Consider the following 26,560-nt stretch of genomic DNA (forward strand, 5'->3'; position numbering starts at 1 on the left):
CCGTACTCGCCGCGATCGTGCTGTTCGTGATGATGCGCGGCATCCGCCGACACTACGACGCCATTGCCGCCGAACTCGCCGTCACCGACCCACGCAGCGAGATGGTCCGGCCCTCCCGGGTGCTGGCCATCGTGCTGGTCTCCACCATCCACAAACCGACCCTGCGCGCCCTGGCCTACGCCCGCGCCTTCCGACCGGACCACCTGGAGGCACTCACCGTGGCGGTGGACCGCGACGCCTCCACCGCGCTCCAACGGCAGTGGGAGGACTACGAGATCCCGGTGCCGCTCAAGGTCCTCGACTCCCCCTACCGCGAGATCACCCGCTCCGTCGTGGAGTACGTGCGCTCCATCAGGCGCGACAGCCCGAGGGACGTGGTCGCGGTCTTCATCCCCGAGTACGTCGTCGGCCACTGGTGGGAGAACCTGCTGCACAACCAGTCCGCCCTGTGGCTCAAGAGCCGTCTGCTCTTCACCCCGGGCGTCATGGTGATCAGCGTCCCCTGGCAACTGACGTCCTCGGCCGTCGCCGACCACCCCGCCGCGCGCGCCCCCGGCTCGGTTCGCCGCGGAGAACCCACATCGGCGCCCAAGAGCCACGACGTCAGCACGGGCGTCTAGCAGACCCTGCTCAACCAACATCCGCTCACGAGAAGGTACTTGGGAAGGCCGAGAGCTGCCCCATCTTGACGGCATACATACGCGACGATCGTTGTGACAGCCGATCATGTCGGGCAAGACTGCTTGCACAAGCGTCACTCAAGGTGCGGTCCGACCACCCGCACCCGTGGCCACGCGACCTATGTGGGGGAACTGCATGTCGAAGTCGAAGCTGTCCCGCGCCCGCCGTCTGACCACGCTGGCAGCAGCCGCGGCATGCGGGATTCTGCTCACCACCGGCGGATCCGCGACGGCCTCCGCTGCCGAGAATTCACCGACGGACAATGGCGGCGGATTCCTCGCCGAGGCACAGCCCAAGGAGGCCGCTTCCGTGGCCGAACTCGCGCAGCAGCGCGCCGAGGAAGTCCACGCCCGTACGCCCGCGAACAAGCTGTGCACCGGGACGTGGACGCATGCGGTGTCCGCCGTCACCTTTCAGCGTGCCGCGGGCGGCACGCTGGCCTGGGGCTTCAAACTGTCCAACACTGCCCGCGCCAACCTCGGCCCCACGGTGACGGTGACCATGCCCTACTCGTACGTCAACGGCAAGGCCATCAACCCGCCGTACGGCCCGCACACCGCCATCAGCACGTACAACTTCCACGGCAGCATGAAGAAGTACCAGTACGTGGGCGGCGGGTCCGGTTCCATCGCGACGGGGAACAAGGTGACGTTCTACTGGTTCCTCAAGGGCTCCAAGCCGAACAGCGCGGCGGACCGCTACATCACCTGCCAGGTCCCCAAGCCCGGAAGCGCGTGAACAACTCGATGAACAGCAGCCCCGGTCCCTCTGTCCCGATCCTCGACGGTCGCCATGAGCTCACGCTTCACGGCCTGACCGCGCACAAGGATTCCTTCAGCGTCGAGTACTCCGTCGCCCCGCCACTGCCGGAAGGGCCCGAAGAGGAGAGCCCGGTCCTTCTGGTCATGGAGGCCAAGGACGACGTCGGAAACGAATACAGCGACTGGGGAGGCGCGTTCGGCCTCAGCCCCGACGGCGCGCGCACCGAAGGCACGATCTCAGGGCAGCCTGCGCTTCCTGCCTCCGCCCGCACACTCTTTGTACGGTTCACGTATCTCCAGGGCGGCAACGAGACGTCGTACGACCTCTCCTTGCCCATCCCGCCAACCGGCTGACCCTGCCCGGTGGCCCAGGCCGGCTGGTCTGGGCCACCCCACCGACACGGCCGCCACGCGATCGAGAAGATCAACTTCGCGCTTGCGGCCCGCACCAACGTCGCATGGCGGGCAGGGGCGGAATGCCGGCGAAAATGGTGCGCCGACGGCTCACCCCAACGCTCCCGCCTCCGCCACCTCATCACCGAGCCGGGCATCGGCTACCGCTTCACACCTGACGAGTGAAGCTCCCGCGCCCTGCGGCGTCGGCGAAGGCCGCGAAGGTGGCGGGGGCGACGGTGAAGGCGGGGCCGTCGGGGTTCTTGGAGTCGCGGACGGCGATACGGCAGGGCTGGGCGGCGACCTCGACGCACTCGCCGCCGGTGTCGCCGCTGTAGGACGACTTGCGCCAGGCGCCGAGCGGGGCGCACTCGATGCACTCGCCGCCGGTGTCGGAGCTGTACGACGACTTACGCCACCGCGCGCCCGACAGATCCTGGTTCGTGGCCATAACGCTCCTCCATTACGCGGGCGATCAGTGCCGCCGAATCCTCCACGGAGAGCGCGGCGGCCTGCAAGTGATCGTAACGGAGCGAACCTTCCCTGAAAGCTTGCGGATTGGCCGTCATATGGCCCTGGATGAAGTCCTCGGTATAGACGAGATCCGGGTCGTCCTCGAACCGCAGGAGGGTGAACGAGCCCATCTGCCCCGCATGCGCGCCCGCCTCAAAGGGCAGGATCTGCACCTGCACCCACTCCCGCCCGCGCAGACCCAACAAGTGGGCGAGTTGATTCCGCATGACCTCCCGGCCGCCAATCTCCTGGTGCAGTACCGCCTCGCTCAGCACCACCCAACTCAGCGGCGGGTTCTCGCGCTCCAGGATGCGCTGTCGCTCCATCCGGGCCGCCGCCCGGGCGTCGAGGTCCTCCTCGGTCCGGACGCCCAGCACCGCCCGCGCGTACGCCTCGGTCTGGAGCAGCCCATACACCAACTGCGCCTGGAACGTGGAGATGTACGCCGCCCGCGCCTCCATCTCCGCATACGCCTGGAACCAGCTCGGCAACTGGCTCCGCAGCACCAGCCCCACCAGCCGCGAGAACACCCCGCCCGTCCCCAGAGCCGCGTCCACCCGTTCCGAGAAGTCCCTCGTCGGCACCTTCCTCGCCGTCTCGATCTGGCCGATCAGCGACGCCGTACAGAAGACGCTGACGCCCAGCTCGCCCTGCTTCAGCCCAGCGTCCTCTCTCAGGCGGCGCAGTTCGGAGCCGTAGTAGTCCAGCGGCGATGCGCTGGGATCGAGGTCGCGGATATTGACCACGCGGGCGGTCACCCCCAAGCTCACGCCTCGCGGCGTTCGTTTCCGTTCGTAGCCGAGCGTAACCACTCCACCGCACGCTGGTGACATGAATCACGTAACTGACTGCTCACCAGCGGCAATTAGCGACTGCTATCGCACGGGCTTCACCCTCGGTAAGCACTCGGCGCGGCATCTCCGCCGCATCCTGCGGACGTTCCTGACCCGCTGGGAGATGGCCGCGCTGACCGACGCCGCCGAGCTTGCCCTGACCGAGCTGATCGCCAATGTCGTACAGCATGTGCCGGGCAGGCGCTGCACGCTGCTCATCCTGCGACGGCCGGACGGGCTGCGGGTCGAGGTCGCGGACGAGCACCCGCACTGCCCCCGCCCGGTGCGCTCCGAGTGCAGAGGCGACGAGCTCGACGGACTCGACGAGGGCGGGCGGGGGCTGCTCCTCGTCGAGGCCGTGACCGACCGCTGGGGCACGCTGCCGCTCCCCGGAGGCAAGACGATGTGGTTCGAGTGCGACGTGTGAGGCACGATGGCGGCCGGACACCCCGTACGACCAGGAGGAACCATGGCCGCCGCCCCCAAGCCGGAGACCCTCGCCGCCTTCGAGGCCGCCAAGGGCTTCATGCCCGCACGGGAGGGCCTGGCTCTGTACGCGGCAGCGGCCGAGGCGGGCGCGCTCGGCCTGCCCCTGCTGGAGGTGGGTACGTACTGCGGGCGCTCGACCATCCTGCTCGCCGACGCCGCCCGTGAGGCGGGCACCACGGCCGTCACGGTCGACCACCACCGGGGCAGCGAGGAGCAGCAGCCGGGCTGGGAGTACCACGACCCGGAGACCGTGGACCCCGAGATCGGCCGCATGGACACGCTGCCCACCTTCCGCCGCACCCTGCACAGGGCCGGCCTGGAGGAGCACGTCATCGCGGTCGTCGGCCGCTCCCCGCAGGTGGCGCGGGTCTGGGGCGCACCGCTCGGCCTGGTCTTCATAGACGGAGGCCACACCGACGAGCACGCGGGCGGCGACTACGAGGGCTGGGCGCCGCATGTCGCCGACGGCGGACTCCTCGTCATCCACGACGTCTTCCCCGACCCGGTCGACGAGTGGACCGGGCAGGCCCCGTACCGCGTGTACCTCCGGGCGCTCGCGTCCGGCGCGTTCACCGAGGTCTCAGTGACCGACTCCCTGCGCGTCCTGCGGCGTACCGGGCCGGGGATCTGAGCCGCGGGCTAGCATCGCCAGGGTGTCGTACGACGAGAACCAGCCCGCCGCCCCATCGCGCCGCCCAGGACGCGGCAACATCACCATCGCGGTTGCCGCGCTGGTGCCGACCGCCCTGGCGGGCTGGCTGGTCTGGCAGGCGATGAACGGCTCCGAGGAGAACAAGCCGCCGAAGGTCCTTCCCCTGCCGAGCGGACAGACCACCGCGGGCAAGCCGGGCCCGGGATCCTCCCCGCGCACCGACTCGGCCTCACCCTCGGCCTCACCCTCGGCCTCGCCCTCACCCACGAAGGGGTCGGAGGGGAAGGGCGGTGCGTCGGGTCCGCTCGCGGGCAAGGTCGTGGTCGTGGACCCCGGGCACAACCCCGGCAATTTCCGCCATACCGCCGAAATCAACAAACTCGTTGACATCGGCACGAACCGCAAGGAATGCGACACCACGGGCACGTCCACCAACGACGGTTACACCGAGGCCGAATTCACCCGCGAGGTTTCACAACGTCTTCGCACCCTGCTCGAAAAGCAGGGCGCAACGGTGAAATTCACTCATGACAACGATCGCCCGTTCGGTCCCTGCGTCGACGAACGGGCCAGGATCGGCAACAAGGCCAAGGCCGACGCGGTCATCTCCATCCACGCCGACGGAGCCGACGTCGGCGACCGCGGCTTCCATGTCATCCTCCCGGCCCTGGTCAAGGCGGGTGCCGCGGACACCACAACGATTGTCGGCCCCTCGCGCGAACTCGGCGAGCGCATCGCCGGCAGGTTCGTACGTGCCACGGGCAGCGCCCCCTCCAACTATGTCGGCGACGGCACCGGGTTGGACGTACGCAAGGATCTGGGCGGCCTGAATCTGTCCACCGTGCCCAAGGTGTTCATCGAATGCGGCAATATGCGTGACCCGAAGGACGCGGCCCTGCTGAAGAGTTCGGCCTGGCGCCAGCAAGCCGCACTTGGAATGGCGGAAGGCATCGCCGGTTACCTCAAGGGCTAACTGCGATACCCGGCAGACGGCCGGATCGGGCAGACGATAGATTCACCTCTACGATGGGGAGTCACCCCCAAGCTCCGCGCCGTGCACACCGCCGCAACGGCGGCAGCGACGACCGCCCCGATGAGACGACCGACGAAGGACTTTTCACGTGAACATCCGCTCTCTGACCCGAGGCGATGGCGTGGTGATCGGAGCAGCGGTGTTGCTGTTCATCGCCTCGTTCCTCAACACGAGCGACTGCTCCGGCTCCATCTGCGACGCAGTCCCGAACACTTGGGAATTTTCGCCGATGGGTTGGGGCAGCTACTTCCCCGGCGTGGTTGGCGCTGCTCTGGTCGTGATCAACCGCGCGCTGCCCCAACCACGCAAGATCGCGGGCCTCGACCTGGGGCAATTCGGTGTCGCCCTGACCGCCGCTTCCGCCTGGGTCATCCTCATGTGGATGTTCGAGGCGGACAACGCGGGCGGTGCGCTCATCCTCGGCCTGATCGCGAGCCTGGTGCTGGTCGGCGCCGCGGTAGCCACTCCGCTTGTCCCGGCCCTCAAGGTCGCCCTCGTCGGCGCCCCGAGGCCGGCCGCCAACCCGTACGGCACGCAGCAGCCCGGCGTCCCCGGCGGCTACGGCTACCCGGGCGCCCAGCAGCAGCCCTACGGCGCGCAGCCGGGTCAGCCGCAGCCGGGTCAGCCCCAGCCGTACGGCGCCCAGCCGCAGCCCGGCCAGCAGCAGTCGGCTCCGGTCGCCCCGCAGCAGGCCGGTGCCCCGGCCGACTTCACGCCGTTCTGGTTCGCGGTGCCGGTGGCCCGTCCGCTGTACGGCGAGGACGGTTCGCCGACCCCGATCGCCGAACTCGCGCCCGGCACCTGGTACCTGGCAGTGGAGCAGCGCGGCCCCGGCCTGGTGGCCCAGACGCAGGACGGCCGCCGCGGCGTACTGCAGGACACCAGCGGTATTCAGCGCGGCTGATAGGCACAGCGCCACAGAGCGGCCCCTCGCCCTTCCGGGCGGGGGGCCGTTGCCGTACTCTGACGCACCGTCAGAAACACACGGTCGGAGGGGAGCTGGCATGCGACTCGGACTCGCGCTCGGCTACTGGGGCCGCGGTCCCGACCCCGGCCATCTCGAACTCGCCCGCGAGGCCGAGCGCCTCGGCTACGACTCCGTGTGGACGGCGGAGGCCTGGGGCTCCGACGCCTTCACCCCGCTCACCTGGATCGCGGCGCACACCAGCCGGATCCGCCTGGGCACGGCCGTGGCACAGATGGCCGCCCGTACGCCCACCGCCACCGCCATGCAGGCGCTCACCCTGGACCATCTCTCCGGCGGCCGGATGATGCTGGGGCTCGGCCTTTCGGGACCGCAGGTGGTGGAGGGCTGGTACGGGCGCCCGTTCCCCAAGAGCCCGCTGACCGCCACGCGCGAATACGTCGACGTGATCCGCCAAGTGCTCAGGCGCGAGGCACCCGTTGAGCTGGCAGGCCGCTTCCACTCCCATCCGTACCGGGCGGACGACGCCACCGGCATCGGCAAAGCGCTCAAGCCGATCACCCATCCACTCCGCGCCGACCTGCCGCTTCTGCTCGGCGCGGAAGGCCCGAAGAACATCGCCCAGACGACGCGCATCGCGGACGGCTGGCTGCCGCTGTACTGGTCCCCGCTGCGCACGGACGTGTACGAGGCCTCGCTCACCGAACTGCCCGACGGCTTTGTGATCGCCCCGATGGTCCGCGCCAAGGTCTGCGACGACGTCGCCGAAGGCCTGCTGCCCGTGAAGGCGATGCTCGGCTTCTACATCGGCGGCATGGGCCATGCGGCCCGTAACTTCCACGCCGATCTGATGGCGCGCATGGGGTACGAGTCCGAAGCCCGGCACATCCAGGCGCTGTTCGCCGACGGCCGCCGCGAGGAGGCCGTTCTCGCCGTCCCCGACGCCTTCGCCGACGAGATCTCGCTGGTCGGGCCGCGCGGGCGGATCGCGGAACGCCTGGAACTGTGGCGCAAGGGCCCGGTCACGGACCTGCTGGTGACGGCTCCGGACCCGCACACCTTGCGCGTGCTCGCGGAGTTGAACGGCCAGGGCTAGTCTCCGCTGAGCGGGCTCTATGGGTTTCACACGCTCACAAGCGGCAACCCGATCCACATGAGTCCTCTTCATCGCAGCAACGGAACGAATCAGGCCGCAGCGGTCATAATGATCGTTGCCGATGTCATGGCCGTCATCCTGGGCCTGTGGATCCTGATGTATCTGCTGGACGCCAACCGGGCCAACGACCTGGTGAGCTTCATCCAGGACGCCGCGCGCTGGCTGGCGGGCTGGTCGTACGACCTGTTCACCTTTGACGAGGCGTGGGCACGGGTGGTGGCGGGTTATGGCCTGGCGGCGGTGGTGTACCTGTTCGTGGGACACGCGGTCGCGGGGCGCCTGCGCCGCTACTGACGAGCCGGGGGTGTGTTTTCCCCTACCCGCCCTCCCCCTACGGCCTGGCGGCCGTGGGAAGTACTCCCATCCCGTAACCGGGTGCAAGCCCCCAGGCCCCCGCGCCCGCTTCGCGGCGCGTACTCGGGGCTCCGCCCCGAACCCCGTACGCGCTTCGCGCGTGTCCTCAATCGCCGGACGTGCTTGATTTTCAAGCCCGTCCGGCGATTGAGGAGCGAGCATCGAAGCCGGCTCAGTTCTTGTCGGTGACCGAGGCCCCGGTCACCGGCCGCTCCGGGTCGGCAGCTGGCCGCAGTCGCCGCCGGCGCACTTGCTCAGCCAGTCGGCGAAGTCGGCGTCGTACTTGGTGCCGATGGTGTCGCGGAGCAGGCTGTGGGCCGCGTCGTACTCGCCTGCGCGGTAGTGGCCGAGCAGGGTGGCCACGTCCTCGGGGTGCGACTGGAGCATGTAACGGACGCCCAGATAGCCCCACTGGTAGATACGGGTGGTGTCGGACTTGTCGTAGGTGGTCTCGAAGAGCTGGCTGAGCTTGTAGGTGTTCTTGCCCGCCTCCTCGATCGCCCTGTCGTAGGTGATGCCGCGGTACGAGTAAGAGACATACTCGGCGAAACCCTCGATCCACATCACGTTCGGGGTGGTCTGCCCGGCTGCGAAGTCGCCGTACATGTCGTAGCGGCCGTCGAGGTAGTGGGTGTACTCGTGGTTGAGGTTCCAGATCTGGAAGGCGCCGTCCTGGGCCGGCTGCTCGTAGGCGATGAAGCGCGGCTGGTTGCCCTCAGCGGCCGGGTCACCCTCCAGGTATATGCCGCCGTTGTTGGTGTCGACGCCGAAGACGACACCGGCGTAGGTCTTGTAGTCGGTGCTGGAGTTGAAGGCGACGATCTCGATGCTGGTGTTGTTGTCGTCCTTGACGGGGCCGTTGTCCTTGACGATGTCGTGGAAGACCGGGTCCTGCTTGAGGATGCTGTCGCATGTGGCCGAGAGTTCGGACGCCGTCAGCTCCTGCGCGAGGATCTTCGCGCTCGGACCGCATTCGTGCTTGATCGTCAGCACGGCGTCGCGCACGCGGTTCTGCAGGTCACAGGTGTCGTACTCGGCGCAGTTCTCCTTATCGAACTCATCCGTCATCTCGGCGAGGCCGACCCAGAGCGGGGCGGTGCGCCCAGTGATCTCGCTGCGGCCGAGCAGCTCCTTGACCAACGGCTTGACGGTTTCCTTGAGGCCGGCGTGCTGCAGGAAGCGGCCGAGTTCGCGTCCGGCGTTGCTGGCCAGGTAGGACTTGTCGGTGCCGAGCAGATCGTCGTGGGCGACGGCGAAGTCACGCATTCCGGTGAGGACGCTCGGGTCCGCCTTCACGGCTTCCACGAACTCCGGCAGCTGGTGGCCGCGGAAGAGCACGGTGTAGGTGTTGTTGACCGCCGCGATCATCCCGTAGAACTCGTCATACGACGAGTTGTAGTCCTTCTGCAGACGCTTGACCACGTCGAGGTAGCGGGCGTTCTCTCCGGAGCTGTCGATCAGGGTGACCGTCTCGGCCAGGGTTTCTCCGTTGGCCTCGGTCACGTCGAAAGCGTGGGACGAGCCGAAGAAGGCATCCAGGGCGCCCTGAATGGCGCTCTTCAGCGTCGGGCCGTATTCGCCGACGTTCTCCGGCTGGTTGTACTGGATGTAGTAGCCGGCGCGCAGGTACAGCACCACCTGGGCTGCGAAAGTGCTGTTGTCCCCCGGGTAGTTGGTCGCGACATCCTTGAGTGCGTTCGCCACCGTGACCATCTGTTCCTCGCGGAAGAGGGCCTTGGAGTCCTCACCGGTCACGCTGAACAGCGTGTTGATGCAAGTGGTTTCCGACTGCTTGATCTGCTCGACCAGGGCAGCGCCGGTCTTCGAGGTGAAGTCGCTGACGTTGCAGTCCGCCGCGGCCTTCGCCGCAGAGCGGGCCTGCTTGCGCTCTGCGGCGTTCTGGGCCGCGGGGAGCGGAGGGCGTTGCGCGGGGTTCGAGGTCTTCGTGGCCGATCGCGCGGGGTCGACGGCGTGTCCGGGTGCGAGATCGGCGGCAAGCACGGTGGCGGAGGCGGGCTGTGGGGCGGGGGCCGACCTCGGTGCGGGCTTGGGTGCCCCGGCGTCGGCCGGGGCCGCCGCGCCATTGGGGGCGAGCATGGTGAGCCCCAGGCCGGCGGCGGCCACGGTAGGTATCAGCAGTTGGATGAGTTTCCGGAGGGTGGGGGGTTTGCGCATGGCGATGGCCTCCAGGCCGGTCGGCAGCCGTGCGTGGGGCACGGCGGTGGGGGGGTGCGGACCGTGATGGCAACGGAAGTTGAGCACTCCCCGGAGCTGTCATGCCCGCAGAAAGTGTGACCGTACAATTTCACAGTTCACATGACAGTGAAAGAGGGTTGCAAGCAACAGAAGAAACTGATGAGCCGTCAGAGTAGGTTCCTGTCGGGGGACTTGAGATTCCCGGACGGAACTACATGATCACTGGGCATGCTCGAACCCGAGTTTTCACTCGGTACAGATGGACCGGCCCCCTCGACCAGTGGCACTCAGGGCCGTTTGGCGGACATGCCCGCGGCACCGGCATCGAGCATGGTGTCGATGTCGGTGCCGCGGGTGGGGAGTTTCACCAGGACGTGATGAGAGGCCGGGTTACGAGGCCCAGATGTCGTAGATCGGGATGGCGTTCGTGTCGTTGGAGGTCATGCGGGTCAGGCCGAGCGCATCCTCGACCGTCCGGGTCACGTTGTAGTGGTTGTAGTAGGTGTTCGACGTCGATCCGGCCGCCTTCAGCAGGTTCGGGGAGCCGACGATGATCGTGGGAATGGGGTTGGCGGACGTCCAGTACCTGTCCTCGTCCCAGGTGATGATCAGCAGCGACTTCTGCGTCTTGAACGCAGGGGAGTTCAGCAGCGTCGGCAGATTGTTCTTCATCCAGTTGTCACCGGCGCTCACGCACGTCTGGATGTTGGGGCTGCAGTTGTTGTGCATGGTGTTGTTGCTGTTGGGTACGAACCACACGTAATTGGGCGTGGTCGACGTGCTCCGGAGGTCCGTCCAGAACTGCGAGATCGGCTTCAGATGGTTCTGGCAGTACGTGGTGTCGTTCCCCACGCCCTTGAAGTAGAGGAACGGCAGGTCATCGGGGTCATACGGGCCGTTGGCCGTGAGGTCGCAGCTGCTGCTCGTGCCCTCGATGTAGCCCTTCCATGTCTTGCCCGCTTCCTCGGTGATCGAGCCGAGGTGCTTCGTGTTGGTGCCTCCGACGCTGTGCAGGTAGGAGAAGTTGTTGCCCTGGATGCCCACTTGGGCGGCGGCCAGTGCGACATAGTTGGGGTCGCTCGGGTGCATGAGGCCGTGCGAGTTCGTGAGCGTGATGTTGCCGCAGGCGAGCTGGGACAGGTAGGGAGCGGGCGCCGTGCTGGGAGAGGCGCAGTTGGGCTTGTTGTTGCTTGTGCCGAAGATGTCGCTGGGTGCCTTGTTCTCCATCATGACCATGAAGACGTGGTCCAGCGCCGGAACCGTGCCCGCCGTCGAGGGGGGCGAACCGATAGAGAAGTGCACCGGTACGCTGTACAGATCGCCGAGCTTAGGGTCGGTGGCCAGGTCGGTGCTGTATCCGTCGTTGTACAGGTAGTAGGCCACATAGCCCCCGGACGCCAGGCCGCTCGTCGAGAGGGTCACCGTCCCTGAGGCGCCGGTCGCATATTTCCAGGCGACGGAACTACCTGATCCGGGCGTGTCATTCTCCTTGTAGATGCCGATCCAGTTGTTCTTGGGTCCCCACTGGTCCGGCACGCTGTACTTGGCTGTGATGGTTTCCCCGGCCGCGTAGCTGGACTTGTCCAGGCTCAGCGTAGGCCCTACCCAGAAGTGGCGGTTGGCCAGTTGGGTGTAGCCGTTGTTCCACAGGAGGTAGGCCACATACTCCCCCGGAATCAGGGTGGTGCCTGCTGCCTGGTTGCTGTCCCCCTCGGTCGTGCCCGGGGCACCGCCGGCGGCGAAGGTCAGCGTCCCCGAGGAACTGTTGGCATACGCCCACTTGATCGCGGTGGTCGATCCTGGTGTGTCACCCGCCTTGTAGATGCCCACCCAGTTGTTGTTGTTGGCTGTGGTGGTGTACGTGACGTTGACCGTGTTCCCTTGCATGTACGTCGTCTTGTCAAGGGTGATCGTGTCCGGAGTGGCCGAAGCTGAAGGTACAGCGACGAACGCTACGAGCAACGCCATCGGGGTGATCAACCAACACAGAAGCCTGAACCGTCTGCGTCTACGGGAGCCAGCCATGTCTCCACTCCTCGTGGGGGCCGCGTGCAGGACAAGGGGGATGTGGCCCCAGCGTGGTTGGCTCACCAGGGGCCTTGGGGGGCGCGGACAGCCCTCGGTTGCGGCACGTCGCGCGTCTATCAACGGGGCAGGGGGTAGCCAGATCGGGGATGGCGTGCTGGCAGCGTCGAGGCAGATTTACGCGAATACGGCGGTTTCCGCCGCCACGCCACTGCCGACCTGGGTAGCGGACGCCCGTACTTTATTCCCCGGCCCAGGCTGTTTCAATAGATGCCCTCGAATTCGCATAGCGCAACGAAACGTTAGGCGTGCATTCACCAAGGTGATCTGGTGCGATGGCAGCCGCGCGCACCCCACACGGTGCACGGCTGCTGATCGTTCTGCCCGAAAGGGCGGCTGTGCGGGCGCCGTTCTCCTCGGGCGGTGGGTGCCGCCAGGATCGCTCCTGTGGCCGCAGGCCCGCCGAACAGATCCGCTGGCTCGCTCCACGCGTTCCGTTCCATCCGCTTTCTCTTCCGTTCAATTTCCGTTCCATTCAACGGCGTCGTAGAGAGGCACCCTGCGTCCGGGCCCTCCATTGCACACGCCTACTCCACCCGTGAGGCTTCCCGGGCGTGCTGCAGGAGAGGTGACGCCATCGCCTTCGCCCCGGCCCAGCTGGTCGGAACCCCGGCAGTCTCTGACTCCAGGGGCTCGACACAGCGGTTCCCGCACATCACGCTGATTGACCAACGGACGGCCCGCACCAGAAAGTGATGCCGTTGTACCTCGCTGACAGTCGGAGTACTCCTCCACCGCCCACCCGCACCGGCGTTGGACGGCGGTCTGCCGTGCCCGGCACCGTGCTGGCGCTCGGGGCCGTCAGCCTGGTCACCGATGTGTCGTCGGAGATGGTCACTGCCATCATGCCGCTGTACCTGGTGACCGGGCTCGGCCTGTCCCCGCTCGGCTTCGGCTTCCTGGACGGGATCTACAACGGGGCCGGCGCGCTGGTACGGCTTCTCGGCGGACACCTCGGCGACCAGGGCAGAAACCGCCACAAGGCCGTAGCCGCCGCGGGATACGGGCTGTCCGCCTTGTGCAAGCCACTGCTCCTGCTCGTCCATACCGGGCCGCTCATCGGTGCCGTGTTGGCGGTGGACCGCACCGGTAAGGGGCTGCGCACCGCCCCCCGGGACGCCATGATCTCGCTGGCCACCGAGCCCGCACAGCGGGGCCGGGCCTTCGGTGTGCACAGGGCCATGGACACCACCGGGGCGCTGCTCGGACCCCTGGTCGCCTTCGCCCTGCTGCGCCTGGCGGTTGACGGCTACGACGCGGTGTTCGCGGTGAGCGGGTGCATTGCCGCACTGGGTGTGCTGATCCTGCTGCTCTTCGTCCCCGGGCACCGGAGGACAGTGCCCGGTGCTGCCCCGCCGTCCGGGCACGAGCGCGGATGGCGCGCCGCGTTGGGGCTGCTGCGGTTGAGTGGACTGCGGCGCCTGACCGGCTGCGCGGTACTGCTGGGGCTGACCACAGTCAGTGACTCCTTCCTGTACTTGCTGATCCAGCGCCGACTCGGTCTTCCCGGGCATCTCCTGCCCCTGCTGCCGCTGGGCACTGCCGCAGCATTTCTGGTGCTCGCCGTGCCGCTGGGCGCGGCCGCCGACCGGATCGGCCGACGCCGGCTCTTTCCCATGGGCCATCTCCTGCTGCTCGTCGGGTACGGATTGCTGCTGGTGCCGCTCTCGGACGGTTGGACGGGGGTCCTGCCGGTGCTCGTGCTGCACGGGGCGTTTTATGCCGCCACGGACGGGGTGCTGGCCGCGGCCGCGGCCGACACCCTCCCTCCGGCCCAGCGCGGCACGGGACTCGCCCTGGTCGGTACGGGCCAGGCGCTGGCCCGCTTCGCCGGCTCACTCGTCTTCGGTGCCCTCTGGTCCGCCTGGGGCACCGGCATCGCACTTGCCACCGCCACGGGTGCGCTCGCTGTGTGCACAGCGGCCGCGATGGTCGTACTGCGCCTCACCGGCCGCCGGGTGACGACGGAGAGCGCTTCGTGACGCCGTTGCCGAACCGCCCTGGCTTCTCCCGCACCCGAGACCCCTGGGTGAGCCAACCCTGCCAATGGCCGGCTCGGCCCCATCGGAAAGGCAGTGCCTGATGACCCGCAAGAGCCGCTTTCTCACTTTGCTCACCGCCGTTCTCGTGCTGGGTTCGGTCGCCGCCTTCGCCGTGCACCATGCCGCCGAACGGGCCGACCGCCGCGGTCGTCCGCAGCCGGGCGGACCGGCAGTCGCAGACGGCCGGGTGTCGCTGGCCGCGCCTGCAGGCGCGGGGCGGCGCGTGATCTTCCGCAATATGGCCTACGGCCCACACCGCGACGAACTCGCCTCGGTGCCTGCCGAACGGCCCGACGCACAGCGCGCTACGTCGGGTGTGAAGTGCCTGCGCTTCTTCGCCGCGGGCGGCACGGGGATCTGTCTGCGGGGCGCGCAAGGGCCGCTGCGGGACAGCTACCGAGCGGTGATCCTCGACGAGCGGCTGAACGAACGGCGCAGCTACCCACTGGCAGGGGTCCCCAGCCGGGCCCGGGTCTCGCCGTCAGGGCACCTGGTCGCATGGACGGTCTTCGTCAAGGGGGACTCCTACGGCGGCACAGCCTTCTCCACGCGCACATCCATCCTGGACACCCGCACGTGGAAGCTGCAGGACACCCTGGAGGAGTACGACCTGAAGGTGGACGGCCACGGGTACCGGTCCCTCGATGTGAACGTCTGGGGCGTGACCTTCGCCGACGATGGCCACTTCTACGCCACGGTGTCCACCCGCGGGCAGACCTATCTGGCGGCAGGCGACATCGCGGCGGAGACGCTGACCACTGTGCACAGCAATGTGGAATGCCCCTCGCTCTCTCCGGACGGCACCCGGATCGCCTACAAGAGGCGGTTGCCCGGCCTGCCGGCCGACTCACCCTGGCGGCTGTATGTGCTGGACCTGCGGACCATGACCGAGACCGCAACTGCCGAACACAGCAACATCGACGACCAGGCGGTGTGGGCCGCCGACACCACCCTCGTCTATGCCAGGCCCGGGAAATTCGGGGCGGACCTATGGACCGTGCCCGCCGATGGCAGCGGGGCACCAATACAGCTCGCGAGCGCGGCCTTGGCACCGGCTTTCATCGGTTGACCGCCGGAAACCACCTGTCCACCGCCCGGCATCCGGGCCGGCCCCGATTCACCGGACCCACTACGGGTTCGTGACGGCGGGCGCACCAGGTCGTGCACCACTGTACGGCTACTGCGCCAGCCACAGCCGCTTCTGATCGGCCGGACAAGTCCTAGCAGCACTCCGGGGCCAGCCCCCGCGGCAGGCGCTCTCCCCCGAAGACCGCCACCGTCGCCTCGTCTCCCCCAAGCGCGGCCACCGCCAGCAGCAGGGACCCCGCCGTCCAGGCCGTCAGTTCCTCCGGCCAGACCGCGCTGTTGCCCTCGAAGACGTAGCCCGTCCAGTACATGCCGCCCTCCGCGCGCAGGTGCTGCACGGACTGCAGGATCTCCAGCGCGCGATCGGACTCGCCCATCACCCACAGGGCCAGGGCCAGTTCACAGCTCTCGCCGCCGGTCACCCACGGGTTGGGCAGCACGCAGCGCACACCGAGCCCGGGGACCACGAAAGCGTCCCAGTGCTCCTCGATCCGCGCCTTCGCCTCGGCGCCGGTCAGTGCGCCGCCGAGGACCGGGTAGTACCAGTCCATGGAGTAGTGGCTCTTGTCCAGGAAACGCTCGGGGTGCCTGCGGATCGCATGCGTGAGCGCGCCCGCCGCCAACTCCCAGTCGGGCTGGGGCTCTTCGCGCTCCTCCGCGATCGCGAGCGCGCACCGCAGCGCGTGGTGGACGGATGAACTGCCGGTCAGCAGCGCGTCGTTGACCGGCGTACCGTCCGCCTCGCGCTTCCAGCCGATCTGGCCGCCCGGCTGCTGCAGCTCCAGCACGAACTCGATCGCCGCGAACACGGCCGGCCACATCCGGTCGAGGAACGCGTCGTCGCCGGTGGCCAGGTAGTGGTGCCAGACGCCGACGGCGATGTACGCGCAGAAGTTGGTCTCGCGGCCGCGGTCGGTGGGCCGGTCCGCCTCGCCGTCGTGGTACGCCGCGTACCAGGACCCGTCCGGATTCTGGTGCCGCCTCAGCCACTCGTACGCACGTGCCGCGGCCTCGTGCTCACCGGCCGCGTCCAGTGCCATGGCCGCCTCCGTGTGGTCCCACGGGTCGAGGTGATGCCCCCGGAACCACGGGATCGCGCCGTCCTCGCGCTGGACGCCCAGTATCCCGGCGACCGTCTCGGCGGCCTCCTCGGCAGTCAGCACTCCGGGCAGGACGAGGTGTTCCGTACGGTCAGGGCCGCGCCTGGGCACAGTCACTTGGCGGCCGCTACGGGCAGGTGCGGCTTGGTCGCGTACGCCACGAAGCTCTTCCCGATCACCGGGTTGAGCGCCTGCTCGGCGAGCCGGGTGACCAGGGGCTTCTTCATGATGTCCCAGACCAGGAGCTGGTGGTACGCCTTGACGGGCAGCGCCTTGTCGTTGTCGACGCCGAACGCGCACTTGAGCCACCAGTACGGCGAGTGCAGGGCGTGCGCGTGGTGGGTGCCGTACGGCCTCAGACCGGCTTCCTTCATCCTGCCGAGCAGCTCATCGGCCTTGTAGATGCGGATGTGGCCGCCCTCGACCTCGTGGTACGCGTCGCTGAGCGCCCAGCAGATCTTCTCGGGTCCGTAGCGCGGCACGGTGACCGCGATCCGGCCGCCGGGCTTGAGCACCCGCACCATCTCGGCGAGGACGCCCTTGTCGTCGGGGATGTGCTCCATGACCTCGGAGATGATCACGACGTCGAACGACTCGTCGGGGAAGGGGAGGTTGAGCGCGTCCCCCTCCATGGCGGTGGCGGTGGCGCCCTCGGGCGCCTCCCCGGCCTCCTTCATCGCGGCGAACCACTTGGCGACCTCGCGGATCTCCTCGCCGTTCTGATCGAGGGCCACGACGTGCGCACCACGCCGGTAGCACTCGAACGCGTGCCGCCCGGCACCGCAGCCCAGATCGAGGACGCGGTCACCTGCGGCAAGCGGAAAGCGGGAGAAGTCGACGGTCAGCACGTGATCCTGCTTTCGCAGTCGAGGGAACCAGTACGTGGTGCGGTGCGCGGCATTTGTGGACCACGTCCACGACTCGGGCCGCGGAGCGGCCGGGAAACCGGAGCCGCGGTGCGGCCGGTCACCGCGAAACCCCGGCGCGCGTCGCGATCGCCTCGCGGTACAGCTCAGCCGTGCCCTGCGCAGCCCTCGCCCAGGTGAAGCGGGACAGCACCCGCTCCCGGCCCGCCGCCCCCAGCCGCACGCGCAGGTCCGCGTCGCCCAGCAGCCGGCCCAGTGCCGCGGCAAGCGCTCCCGCGTCGCCCGGCGGGACCGCCAGGCAGGTCTCGCCGTCCGGGCCCGTGACCTCCGGGATCGCGCCCCCGGTCGTCGCGACGAGCGGCGTCCCCGTCGCCATCGCCTCCGCGGCCGGCAGCGAGAACCCCTCGTACAACGACGGCACACACGCGACCTGCGCGCCGCGCACCAGGTCCACGAGCTCACTGTCGCTGATGCCCTTGACGAACTCGACCGCGTCCTCGAGACCGTAGCGCTCGATGAGCTGGGCGACAGGCCCGTCCTCCGCGCGCTTGCCGACGACGACGAGATGCGCGGCCGGATTCTCCGTACGCAGCTTCGCCAGCGCCTCGACCAGGTGCACGAGCCCCTTCAGAGGGACGTCCGCGCTGGACGTGGTGACGATCCGGCCGGGGACCTCCGCGACCGCCGGGTTTGGCGAAAAGAGGTCCGTGTCGGCGCCGATGTGGACGACCTGGACGCGGCCCGGCCGTACCCCGAGGTGGTCCACGATCTCCTGCCGCGAGGAGCCGGAGACGGTGAGCACGGACGGCAGTCGGCGCGCAACGCGCTTCTGCATCCGCGTGAAGCCGTACCAGCGCCGTACGGAGGCGCGCCGCCGCCAGTCGGGTGCCGCGTCCAGCTCCAGTTGCCGGTCCACGGTGATCGGGTGGTGGATCGTGGTGACCAGCGGCGCACCGAGGTCGCCGAGCAGCCCGTAGCCGAGCGTCTGGTTGTCGTGGATGACGTCGAACTCGCCGCGCCGTGCGATCAGATGACGCCGGGCCCGCAGCGAGAAGGTCAGGGGCTCGGGAAAGCCGCCGGTCCACATCGTCGCGACCTCGACCGCGTCGATCCAGTCGCGGTACTCGCCCCGCCCGGGCGTGCGGAAGGGGTCCGGGCTGCGGTACAGGTCGAGGCTGGCCAGCTCGGTGAGCGGCACGCCCTCGTCGAGCACGGGATACGGCTGCGCGCCGATCACCTCGACGCTGTGCCCGAGGCGGGCGAGCTCGCGCGAGAGGTGGCGTACGTAGACGCCCTGGCCGCCGCAGAAGGGGTTGCCTTTGTATGTGAGGAGCGCGACGCGCAGCGGCTCGTCACCGCCGCCGGACGACCCCGTACGAGGGCCGACCTCTATGGCCTCAGCGGTCACTCACGGCCCCCTTCTCACTGCGTTTTCGCCGGAGCGTAACCGCTCGCGCTAATCTAGAACAAGTTTCAGACTTGATCGCTCAAGGAGCTTCGAATCTACCGGCAGGTAGCGCCGCTGTAAGGGCCGGATCAGGTGATTCGCGCCACGACAGGGCGCTGCCATGCCGTGCGATCCGGACTCGTGCATGGAACGGGACATATGACAGCCGAAGCCAAGTCGGCAGGGCCGGCGTCGCCGCCCCTGACGGAACGCCAGGAGGCGCGTCGGCGTCGCATCCTGCACGCCAGTGCGCAGCTGGCCAGCCGGGGCGGCTTCGACGCGGTGCAGATGCGCGAGGTCGCCGAGGCGGCCGGCGTGGCGCTCGGCACGCTCTACCGGTACTTCCCCTCCAAGATCCATCTGCTGGTCGCCACCATGCAGGACCAGCTCCAGCACCTGCACACGACCCTGCGCAAGAGACCCCCGGCCGGCGACAACGCGGCGGATCGGGTCGCGGAGACGCTGATGCGGGCCTTTCGGGCGCTGCAGCGCGAGCCGCATCTCGCGGACGCGATGGTGCGCGCGCTGACCTTCGCGGACCGCAGCGTGAGCCCCGAGGTGGACACGGTCTCGCGGCAGACGACGGCGATCATCCTGGACGCGATGGGGCTGGAGAACCCGACGCCGCAGCAGCTCTCCGCGGTCCGCGTGATCGAGCACACCTGGCACTCGGCGCTGATCACCTGGCTCTCGGGGCGGGCCTCGATCGCACAGGTGAAGATCGACATCGAGATGGTGTGCCGTCTGATCGACCTGACGACGCCGCCGCCGAAGACGCGAAGTTAAGCGCCGCCGAAGAAGCGGAACCGGGGAGTCTCAGCGCTTCGGGCACTGCGTCCCAGCGTGCGCGGGTCGTGCACGCCGGGCGTTCACACCCAGCGCGTGCGCCCCTCCTGCCACCCCTTGGCCGGATCTCCGCCCTCATCGCACCCGTCCACCGATGACAATGTTTCGCGTGCTGCACGGAGCAAACCCGTGGACGGTGAGCTGAGGGGGCGAAACGTGATCCGGGTACTTCTCGTGCACGATGCCGGTCTGCTGCGCTCTGCGCTGGCGGAGAGGCTTGACAACGAACCCGACCTGGAGGTGTTCCACACGTCGTGGCGCAATGCGCCGGGGCTGGCACGTTCGCTCGCACCCGACGTCTGCGCGGTGGACCTGGAGTGTGCGGAGTCGTACGGCATCGCACCGCTCGGCGAGTTACGGAGCCGGCGCAGAGGCACGGCCGACGGGCGACTGCTGGTGCTCGCCAGCGCAAACCGGCCAGGTCCGCTCCGGCGCGCGGCGGAGGCGCATGCCGTCGGCTATGTCGACAAGGAAGGCACACCCGAGCGTCTGGTCGCCGCTATTCGGCAAGTGGCCAAGGGAGAGCGCTTCATCGACAACTCCCTTGGCTTCAGCTTTCTGAGAGCAGCTCAGATGCCGCTGACGAGACGGGAGTTGAGCGTGTTGTCACTCGCGGCCGAGGGAGCCTCCATCGCGGACATCGCGAGCAGTCTCCATCTGTCCAACGGCACGGTGCGCAACTACATGGCGGCCATCACCCGCAAGACCGGGGCTCGTAACCGGGTCGACGCCATAAGGATCTCCCAGGGCGAGGGCTGGGTGTGACGGCCCCACCGGCCGGCCCTCCGACTGGCCCGCCGTCCCGCCCGCCGGCGCCGCGAACCCGGTCAGGTCGCGGTAGAAGGAGGAGCGGGCCAGCAGTTCCTCATGGGTGCCGTACTCCGTGCGCGTGCCGTCCATCATCAGCACCCGGTCGGCCCGCCGCGCCGAGCCGGGCCGGTGTGCGACGACGATCAGCGTGCCACCGGGCCGCTCGGCGAACGCCCGCTCCGCGCGCGCCTCCGCCGCCGGGTCGAGATGACAGGTCGCCTCGTCCAGCAGGACCAGCGGCGCGGGGGCTGCATGGGCGCGGGCCAGTGCGAGCAACTGGCGCTCACCGGCCGACAGTGCCGCGGGCTCGACCGGTGCGTCCAGGCCGCCGATCCGCGCCACGAGCCCGTGTGCCCCGACGGCCGTGGCAGAGGCCAGCAGGGCAGGGTCCGGGGGCGGCTCGGGGCAGAGGTAGCCGAGGTTCTCGCGCACGGAGGCGGTGAAGATGTACGCCTCCTGCGGTACGAGGACCCGCTCGGCGCCCAGCACGACCTCGCCCCGGTCGGGCCGCAGCACCCCGGCCGTCAGCGCGGCGAGTGTGGACTTGCCGATGCCGCTCGGCCCGGCGACGGCGAGGTGGCCGCCGTGCGGAACAGTCAGGTCGAGTCCCTCGACGACGGGCGCTGCGCCCGGGCCGTAGGCGAACGTCACGCCACGCAGCAGTACGGCAGGGCCGTCGCCGCCGACGTACGACGCCGGGCGCGGTTGTCGAGGAGGCCCCGGCATGGTCAGTCGGCGCAGCACGACCACGAACCGCGCGCCCGAGGCGCCGAGTCCCTGCATCAGCGACTGCAGGGCGGGGAGCAGGGACTGGGTGAGATAGGCGAGGGCGCCGACCAGCGCGCCCGCGCTCACCCCGCGCGCGAGCAGCCAGGGGGCGCTGAGCAGGAGCAGGACCACCGGGAGGCGGCCGCCGACGCCCAGGGCCAGGACGCGCAGGATGCCCCAACAAGCCAGTGCGCGCGCCGCCCGGTACTCGTCGGCGAACCGGGCGCGGGCCTCGGCGGCCACCCGCTCCTGTGCCCCGGCGGCGGTGATGTCCCTCAGCCCCGGTATCAGCGCGCCCAGTTCGGCCGCGACGGCTTCGTCGGCGACGAGGAAGGCCTCCTGCCGTCGTGCCATCGGACGCAGGGACAGCACGAACAGCGCAAGACCGGCGAACAGGGGTGGCGCGACCACCAGCAGCAGCACGGGCGCGAGCGAGAAGAGCCCGGCCAGGGCCCCGGCGGCGGTGAAGACGAAGGTGCGCGAGACCAGTACGAGGCCGGCGAAGGTGTCGCGGGCGATTTCCACCTGGTGGGTCAGCCGGGAGACCGCCGCGTCGTCACCGTCGCGCAGAGCCCGGTCGACGACCTTGCGTACCAGCTCGTCCCGCAGGGGCTCCACGAGGTCGGCGACCACACGGTGCACCCTGCCGGTGCCGAAGGCCCCGAGCAGGACGGCGGCTGCCGCGGCGGCAAGCCAGCGCAGACCGTGGGCGGGGTCGTGGGCGAGGAAGCCGCCGTCGACGGCGCGGGCGACGGCGTGGCCGAGGACGAAGGTCTGCCCGGCCTCCAGCACGGACCAGGCGACGAGCCGTACGAGTACGGAAGGACGGCCCCTCAGGAGACAGCTCCCCAGGAGCCGGAGCTCACGCATCGAACACCGCCCGGTACTCAGGCAGTTCCCAGAGCTTCGCGTGCGGGCCCGTCCCACGGACGCGGCCCTCCTCCAGCCAGACCACCAGGTCCGCGCGCGCCGCCGTCGATGCGCGGTGGGCGATGATCAGGCGGGTGCGGGCGACGGAGCCGTGCCACAGTGCGTGGGACACCTTGAGTTCGGTGGCCGAGTCCAGGCTGGACGTGGCGTCGTCCAGCACGAGCAGCCGCCCCGGGTGCGCGAACACCCGGGCCAGTCCCAGTCGTTGGACCTCGCCACCGGACAGGGGCACCCCCTTGCAGGGCGTGTCATATCCGTGCGGCAGCCGGAGTACGAAGTCGTCGGCGCACGCGGCTCGCGCGGCCTGTCTCACCCTCTTGGCGCCGGGGTCGTACGCACCGAAGGCGATCGTGTCCCCGACGGTCGGGCCGAGCAGGGCCGGACGGGCGAAGGCATGGCCGACCTCGCGGCGCAGCGCCGAGCGGGAGAGCGAGGGCAGCGGGACGCCGTCAATCAGCACGGTCCCCTCGTCGGGGTCCGCCAGCCGTCCGGCGACGGCCGCCAGCGCCGACTTGCCGCTGCCCGAACGGCCGACGACGGCGGTGACCGTGCCGCCCGGCACGGTCAGGTCGATGCCGTGCAGTCCGCGCAGACTGACGCCCTTCAGCTCCAACTTTCCCTTGCCGTCCGGAAGTTCGCGTTCTCCGTACGCCATGACGGGCGTCTCGAGGATCTCCGCGAGACGGCTCGCGGCCGTGCGCCCGCGCACCAGACCGCTGAGCTGTCCCACCAGTACGCCGGTGCCGGTGGCGAGCACCCCGTACCGCCAGGCGGCCAGCATCCCGCCGACACTCAGCGCGCCGTCCGCGAGCCGCAGACCCGCCACGGCCAGCACGATGAGCTGCAGCAGGGGCAGCAGGGCGGCCGCGCGGGCGGTCGAGCCGCCCAGGATCCGCCACATCAGCCGGCCCTCGCGATTCAGTTCGGGCAGCGGCGCGAGTATGCGTGCCGCGTCCCGCTCCTGGGTGCCGGCCGCGGTGATCGTGCGGATTCCGCGGACCGCTTCCGACAGGAGTCCGGCGATCTCGCCCTGGGCCCGCAGATAGCGGGCGCCGCTCTCGCCGGTGGCTCGGACGAACACCCTGAGCAGCAGCGCGAGCAGCGGCATTCCGGCGATCACCGCCAGCGCCGTCCACCAGTCGGTGAGGACGAGCGCGACCAGTCCGCCCACGGGAGTGAGAACGGCGGCGAGCACGGACGCGAGCGCGGTGGGCACGGTCCCGGCCTGGGCGGCGTTGCCGGTGAGGCGGGCCACGAGATCGCCGGGCGCGATGGTCTCCCGGGGCTCGGCGGCGGGGCCGGCCGCGCCCGCGGACACGGGTCCGGACGCGGGCCCGGACACGGGCCCGGCCGCGAGGACATGGTGCAGGACCCGCTCCCGTATCCACGCGGTGGTACGGGCGTTGGCGGTGCCGGTGACCAGCCCGTCGAGCGCGCCGAGGAGTACGGAGACGGCGGTGAGGCCCCCGCACAGGGCGAGCCATGGGCCTGCGTCGGCGCGACGTCCGGCGAGCAGCAGGTCGAGGGCGCGACCGAGCACGGCGGGCATGGCGAGCCCGGCGGCGGCGGTGGCGCAGGTCAGCAGGAGGACGAGGGCGGCGCTGGGGGCGCGGTGCCGGACGGTTTCACGCAGGAGCACGGACGCCCTTTCTCGTCGGTGCGGCCCCGGGTGGCGAGCGGTGCCACCCGGGGCCGCAAACGCTGAACTGTCAGAGACAGAGGATGTTGCTGTGCGAGCTGTGCTTGTCGCACAGGAGCAGGCTGACGCTGCTCTCGTCGCCGTGCCCGCCGCCGTCCGTCTCGGGAACGTCCAGCTTCTGCAGGTCGAGAAGTGTCATCGTGATCTCCTTCTTCATGGGGACTGTATTTACTGCTCTTTACTGCTCTTTACTGCTCGACCCCTTGGGGGCCGTATGGGGAGCCGCCGGTGGAGGCGGCAGGAAGGGCAGCCGTGCGGGGCGTTCGCCCTCGCCCGGCGCGGAGCCCAGCGCGAGCAGGACGCCCGCGGTTCCGGTGGCCAGATCCATGGAGAGCCGCATCATCTGGTCGCCGGGGAAGGCGAGTTGGCCCTTGTACGGCACGGCGTACCAGGCGAGCGCGCCGATCTGGGCGTCCAGCTGGGAGCGTGGGGCGCGGCTGCGGGCGAGGTGCAGGACCATGCCGGCGCGGCCGTTGAAGAGACCGGGCTGTGCGTAGTACCGCAGCCGCGCGGCCGGCAGGATCTCCTGCCCGGCCTCGGCGAGCTCGTCTTCGTGGCGGTGGACCAGGTAGTCCTCGATGACCACGCCGATGCCGACGCTGCCCGTGCCGAGGTAGGGCATGCTACGGGCGCCCTCGTCCACAAGCAGGGTGCCCGTGCGGTCCCGTACACAGCGGGCGAGGTCCCGGCGCAGCGCCTGGGAGGCGTGGTCGAGGAGGGCGGGGTCGCGGGTGGACTCGTACAGCCGCAGGAAGAACAGCGCGGGTCCGCTCGCGCCGCGCAGCAGCCCGGCGGGTTTGCCGCGCCCGGTGTCCGGCCGCTCGGCGAGGATCCGCGCGGCCTCCAACGCCTCGTCGTGCAGTCCGAGTTGATGGAGTACGAGGCCCAGCCCGGCCAGCCCGCCGTGCAGGTCGGCCCCGAGCCGCTGCCATTTCTCGTCGAGCACTCGCCCGATGAGTTCATGGGCGCGCTCGCGATGACCGAGCCGGTCCAGTACATGGGCGACGCCCGCGAGCCCGTCGTAGAGCCCCAAGGGCGTGCCGTCGGGCGGCGGCTGGACGTGGTCGAGCAGCCACTGCTCACCCGCCTCGTACCGCGCGGCTCCGGTCTCGGCGAGCGCGTAGAGCACCCCGGCCGCCCCGTGGGCCAGCCCGAGCCCGCCGCCATCCGCGAACTGTGCGATGTCGCCTGGGAAGAGCCGATCGGCACGCTCGGGCGTCGCGGAGGCGAGGATGGCGCGCACCATGGAGTCCCGACTGGCGGGCCAGTCGTGCGGGGACACGGGCAGATACCCGGCCGCGGCGGCGCCGGCCGGCGCGTCCGCGGCCCGCAGGGCAACCGGCGCGTCCGCGGCCCGCAACCCAGCCTGCGCGTCCGGCGACGGGACCGCCCTGCCCTGGATCACCCGTACCGCCTCCTCGAGGAAATCCCTCCGCAGGTCCGGGAACTGCTCCGCCGCCACCTCCGCCAGGTGTGACGCCTTCGCCCTGTCCACCACCAGCAGCGTCGTCATCGGTACGAACAGCGCCAGCCGCAGGCACGCCAGCGCATAGTGGTCCACCTCGAAGCCCTCGCGGTCGGCGGGAGCCACGAAGCCCGGGTGGGCCATCGCCTGGCCCCGGTGTTCGGACACCGGGATCGCCGCCTCGAAGTCCAGCAGGCGTACGGACCTCTCGTCCGGGTCGACCATGATGTTGAACATGTGCAGGTCGTTGAAGACGAGCCCGCGCCCGTGGACCGCCGCCACCGCCTCCTCCACCGAGCGCAGGATCCGTAACGCCCAGCGTGTGTACTCCGCGACCGCCCCCGCATCCGGCTGCACCGCCAGCAGCGGATGGCGCTGCGCGAAGAAGGAGTTGAGGGTGCGGCCCGGCAGGAAGTCCATGACGAGGAAGCGGTGGTCGCCGAGGGTGAACCAGTCGCGCACGCCGGGCGCAACCCCGAGACCGGTGAGCAGCTCGAGCGCCGTCTTCTCGCGCTCCAGGCGCCGCACCGCGTCCGCACCGTCCGCCGCAAGACCCGCGTAGGGCCGGGCCTCCTTGAGGACCACCTGCTCGCCGGTCCGCCGGTCGGTTCCGGCGTACACACCGCCGCCGTTGGAGAAATGCAGCGCACGCTCGATGAGGTACGGCAGATCACCGGTCGTCGTCGCGTTGCGGGCCGCCAGCTGCGGCTCGAGGAACGACGGCAGCGTCACCCAGTCGGGGAGCTGGAAGACGGGGTCTCTCCGGTCGGGCACCAGCACCCCGTCCGCGTTCTCGATCGCGGGCACCAGCGCGCCCGAGCCGTCGGCGTCCACGCAGTGCCGCTTGGCGAAGCCGCCGTACCGGACATACAGCGGCCCGTCCTTCCAGCGGAGGTCGGTGAGAATGTACGGCCCCGGCTCACCCGCGAGTTCTCCGCCCAACTCATCCAGAATCAGCCGGAGTTCCGCCTCGTCGGCCGGATAGATGGTGGCGAACTTCCCGCTGGAGCCGCGGCCGGCGTACTTGGAGTTGCGCAGATGCAACGGCTGCCGCCCGGGCACGAACTTGAACGGCACGGACCGCGGGACGCAGTAGTCCCACACCCTGGCCGCCGCCTTCTCCGCGTTGTCCAGACAGGCAGAGACATGGATCTTCCATCCCTGGAGGGGCCGCGCCGGCGCGTTGTCGGGGCTGAGGTGAAGCCAGTCCCCGGAGAGGAATCTCCGCCACCCTTCGGGGACCGGGCGCAGGGCCGCCTCGAAGAGCGGAACGCCGCCGGAGCGCGAACTCCTGGGCGCGGAGGACAAGCGGTCCGGGGTCTCGTAGAAGATTCTGTCGGACAGACAGAAGACCTCGTACCGCTTGTCCATTTCACTTCCCCCTCGGGCGACGTGGCTTCAAGATTTCCACTCGCCAAGGGGGCCGGACA

The 26,560-nt window shown here is 69.5% G+C and carries 22 protein-coding genes and 2 pseudogenes; 13 read left to right on the forward strand and 11 right to left on the reverse strand.

Translation table 11 applies throughout. The features are described 5' to 3' along the window. The 3 genes and pseudogenes from ACI2LP_RS04390 to ACI2LP_RS04400 all read left to right on the forward strand — a co-directional run. A pseudogene (locus ACI2LP_RS04390) lies at positions 1-620 on the forward strand (DNA-binding protein); the annotation flags it as partial. A 196-nt stretch (positions 621-816) separates the two neighbouring features. Continuing rightward, complete coding sequence (locus tag ACI2LP_RS04395) at positions 817-1,419, forward strand: hypothetical protein (protein WP_404723058.1); 603 nt, start codon at positions 817-819, stop codon at positions 1,417-1,419. Positions 1,420-1,427: 8 nt separating this feature from the next. After that, positions 1,428-1,796, forward strand: coding sequence for a hypothetical protein (locus ACI2LP_RS04400; RefSeq protein ID WP_404723059.1), 369 nt, complete (start codon positions 1,428-1,430; stop codon positions 1,794-1,796). Between the two features lie 208 nt (positions 1,797-2,004). Here ACI2LP_RS04400 and ACI2LP_RS04405 read toward each other — a convergent pair whose 3' ends face one another. Together ACI2LP_RS04405 and ACI2LP_RS04410 are read right to left on the reverse strand one after the other, a co-directional pair. Beyond that, on the reverse strand, positions 2,005-2,286 hold the full coding sequence (locus ACI2LP_RS04405) for a DUF397 domain-containing protein (RefSeq protein ID WP_404723060.1): 282 nt from the start codon (positions 2,284-2,286) through the stop codon (positions 2,005-2,007). Beyond that, the gene (locus ACI2LP_RS04410) at positions 2,246-3,094 is read right to left on the reverse strand and encodes a Scr1 family TA system antitoxin-like transcriptional regulator (RefSeq protein ID WP_404723732.1); all 849 of its coding nucleotides are present in this window, start codon (positions 3,092-3,094) and stop codon (positions 2,246-2,248) included. The genes ACI2LP_RS04405 and ACI2LP_RS04410 overlap by 41 nt, the downstream gene beginning before the upstream one ends. Positions 3,095-3,179: 85 nt before the next feature. Between ACI2LP_RS04410 and ACI2LP_RS04415 the strand changes: the two genes are divergently transcribed. From ACI2LP_RS04415 to ACI2LP_RS04440, 6 genes are all read left to right on the forward strand, one after another. Continuing rightward, the gene (locus ACI2LP_RS04415) at positions 3,180-3,608 is read left to right on the forward strand and encodes an ATP-binding protein (protein ID WP_404723061.1); all 429 of its coding nucleotides are present in this window, start codon (positions 3,180-3,182) and stop codon (positions 3,606-3,608) included. A 42-nt stretch (positions 3,609-3,650) separates the two neighbouring features. Further along, positions 3,651-4,301 (forward strand): class I SAM-dependent methyltransferase, encoded by a 651-nt coding sequence (locus ACI2LP_RS04420; RefSeq protein WP_404723062.1) that lies wholly within the window; start codon positions 3,651-3,653, stop codon positions 4,299-4,301. 22 nt (positions 4,302-4,323) lie between these two features. Further along, positions 4,324-5,295, forward strand: coding sequence for an N-acetylmuramoyl-L-alanine amidase (locus ACI2LP_RS04425; protein WP_404723063.1), 972 nt, complete (start codon positions 4,324-4,326; stop codon positions 5,293-5,295). Positions 5,296-5,443: 148 nt separating this feature from the next. Beyond that, positions 5,444-6,259, forward strand: a complete 816-nt coding sequence (locus ACI2LP_RS04430; protein WP_404723064.1) for a hypothetical protein — start codon at positions 5,444-5,446, stop codon at positions 6,257-6,259. 100 nt (positions 6,260-6,359) lie between these two features. Continuing rightward, a complete protein-coding gene (locus ACI2LP_RS04435) occupies positions 6,360-7,376 on the forward strand; it encodes an LLM class F420-dependent oxidoreductase (RefSeq protein ID WP_404723065.1) in 1,017 nt (338 codons plus the stop codon). A 57-nt stretch (positions 7,377-7,433) separates the two neighbouring features. After that, positions 7,434-7,730: a hypothetical protein gene (locus tag ACI2LP_RS04440; protein ID WP_404723066.1), complete on the forward strand. Its 297-nt coding sequence runs from the start codon at positions 7,434-7,436 to the stop codon at positions 7,728-7,730. Between the two features lie 261 nt (positions 7,731-7,991). Here the strand turns inward: ACI2LP_RS04440 and ACI2LP_RS04445 are convergent, their stop codons facing one another. Both ACI2LP_RS04445 and ACI2LP_RS04450 read right to left on the reverse strand, forming a co-directional pair. Beyond that, the gene (locus ACI2LP_RS04445) at positions 7,992-10,007 is read right to left on the reverse strand and encodes a collagenase (protein ID WP_404723067.1); all 2,016 of its coding nucleotides are present in this window, start codon (positions 10,005-10,007) and stop codon (positions 7,992-7,994) included. A gap of 369 nt (positions 10,008-10,376) precedes the next feature. Further along, on the reverse strand, positions 10,377-11,954 hold the full coding sequence (locus ACI2LP_RS04450) for an alkaline phosphatase family protein (RefSeq protein ID WP_404723068.1): 1,578 nt from the start codon (positions 11,952-11,954) through the stop codon (positions 10,377-10,379). 818 nt (positions 11,955-12,772) lie between these two features. On the opposite strand from ACI2LP_RS04450, the gene ACI2LP_RS04455 reads away from it, so the two are divergent. Together ACI2LP_RS04455 and ACI2LP_RS04460 are read left to right on the forward strand one after the other, a co-directional pair. Next, positions 12,773-14,053 (forward strand): MFS transporter, encoded by a 1,281-nt coding sequence (locus ACI2LP_RS04455; RefSeq protein WP_404723069.1) that lies wholly within the window; start codon positions 12,773-12,775, stop codon positions 14,051-14,053. 100 nt (positions 14,054-14,153) lie between these two features. After that, positions 14,154-15,182, forward strand: a complete 1,029-nt coding sequence (locus ACI2LP_RS04460; protein WP_404723070.1) for a TolB-like translocation protein — start codon at positions 14,154-14,156, stop codon at positions 15,180-15,182. Between the two features lie 151 nt (positions 15,183-15,333). Here the strand turns inward: ACI2LP_RS04460 and ACI2LP_RS04465 are convergent, their stop codons facing one another. From ACI2LP_RS04465 to ACI2LP_RS04475, 3 genes are all read right to left on the reverse strand, one after another. Beyond that, positions 15,334-16,416 (reverse strand): prenyltransferase, encoded by a 1,083-nt coding sequence (locus ACI2LP_RS04465; protein ID WP_404723071.1) that lies wholly within the window; start codon positions 16,414-16,416, stop codon positions 15,334-15,336. Further along, positions 16,413-17,147, reverse strand: coding sequence for a class I SAM-dependent methyltransferase (locus ACI2LP_RS04470; RefSeq protein WP_404723072.1), 735 nt, complete (start codon positions 17,145-17,147; stop codon positions 16,413-16,415). Before ACI2LP_RS04470 ends, ACI2LP_RS04465 begins: the two co-directional genes overlap by 4 nt. A 118-nt stretch (positions 17,148-17,265) precedes the next feature. Further along, a complete protein-coding gene (locus tag ACI2LP_RS04475) occupies positions 17,266-18,573 on the reverse strand; it encodes a glycosyltransferase family 4 protein (protein ID WP_404723073.1) in 1,308 nt (435 codons plus the stop codon). Positions 18,574-18,771: 198 nt separating this feature from the next. On the opposite strand from ACI2LP_RS04475, the gene ACI2LP_RS04480 reads away from it, so the two are divergent. Together ACI2LP_RS04480 and ACI2LP_RS04485 are read left to right on the forward strand one after the other, a co-directional pair. Next, a complete protein-coding gene (locus ACI2LP_RS04480; RefSeq protein WP_404723074.1) occupies positions 18,772-19,398 on the forward strand; it encodes a TetR family transcriptional regulator in 627 nt (208 codons plus the stop codon). Positions 19,399-19,614: 216 nt separating this feature from the next. Continuing rightward, a complete protein-coding gene (locus ACI2LP_RS04485) occupies positions 19,615-20,223 on the forward strand; it encodes a LuxR C-terminal-related transcriptional regulator (protein ID WP_404723075.1) in 609 nt (202 codons plus the stop codon). Between the two features lie 270 nt (positions 20,224-20,493). Here ACI2LP_RS04485 and ACI2LP_RS04490 read toward each other — a convergent pair. The 4 genes and pseudogenes from ACI2LP_RS04490 to lanKC all read right to left on the reverse strand — a co-directional run. Further along, a pseudogene (locus tag ACI2LP_RS04490) lies at positions 20,494-21,906 on the reverse strand (ATP-binding cassette domain-containing protein); the annotation flags it as partial. After that, positions 21,899-23,605 (reverse strand): ABC transporter ATP-binding protein, encoded by a 1,707-nt coding sequence (locus tag ACI2LP_RS04495; protein ID WP_404723076.1) that lies wholly within the window; start codon positions 23,603-23,605, stop codon positions 21,899-21,901. The pseudogene ACI2LP_RS04490 and the gene ACI2LP_RS04495, both read right to left, overlap by 8 nt. 70 nt (positions 23,606-23,675) lie before the next feature. Next, entirely contained in the window at positions 23,676-23,822 is a 147-nt protein-coding gene (locus tag ACI2LP_RS04500; protein ID WP_360874743.1) for a SapB/AmfS family lanthipeptide, read from the reverse strand. A 21-nt stretch (positions 23,823-23,843) separates the two neighbouring features. Further along, complete coding sequence (lanKC, locus tag ACI2LP_RS04505; protein WP_404723077.1) at positions 23,844-26,501, reverse strand: class III lanthionine synthetase LanKC; 2,658 nt, start codon at positions 26,499-26,501, stop codon at positions 23,844-23,846. Positions 26,502-26,560: the final 59 nt, after the last annotated feature.

Origin of the sequence: Streptomyces sp. NPDC019890 (genome assembly GCF_044903445.1) — a bacterium.
In the GTDB taxonomy this organism is placed as follows: Bacteria; Actinomycetota; Actinomycetes; order Streptomycetales; family Streptomycetaceae; genus Streptomyces.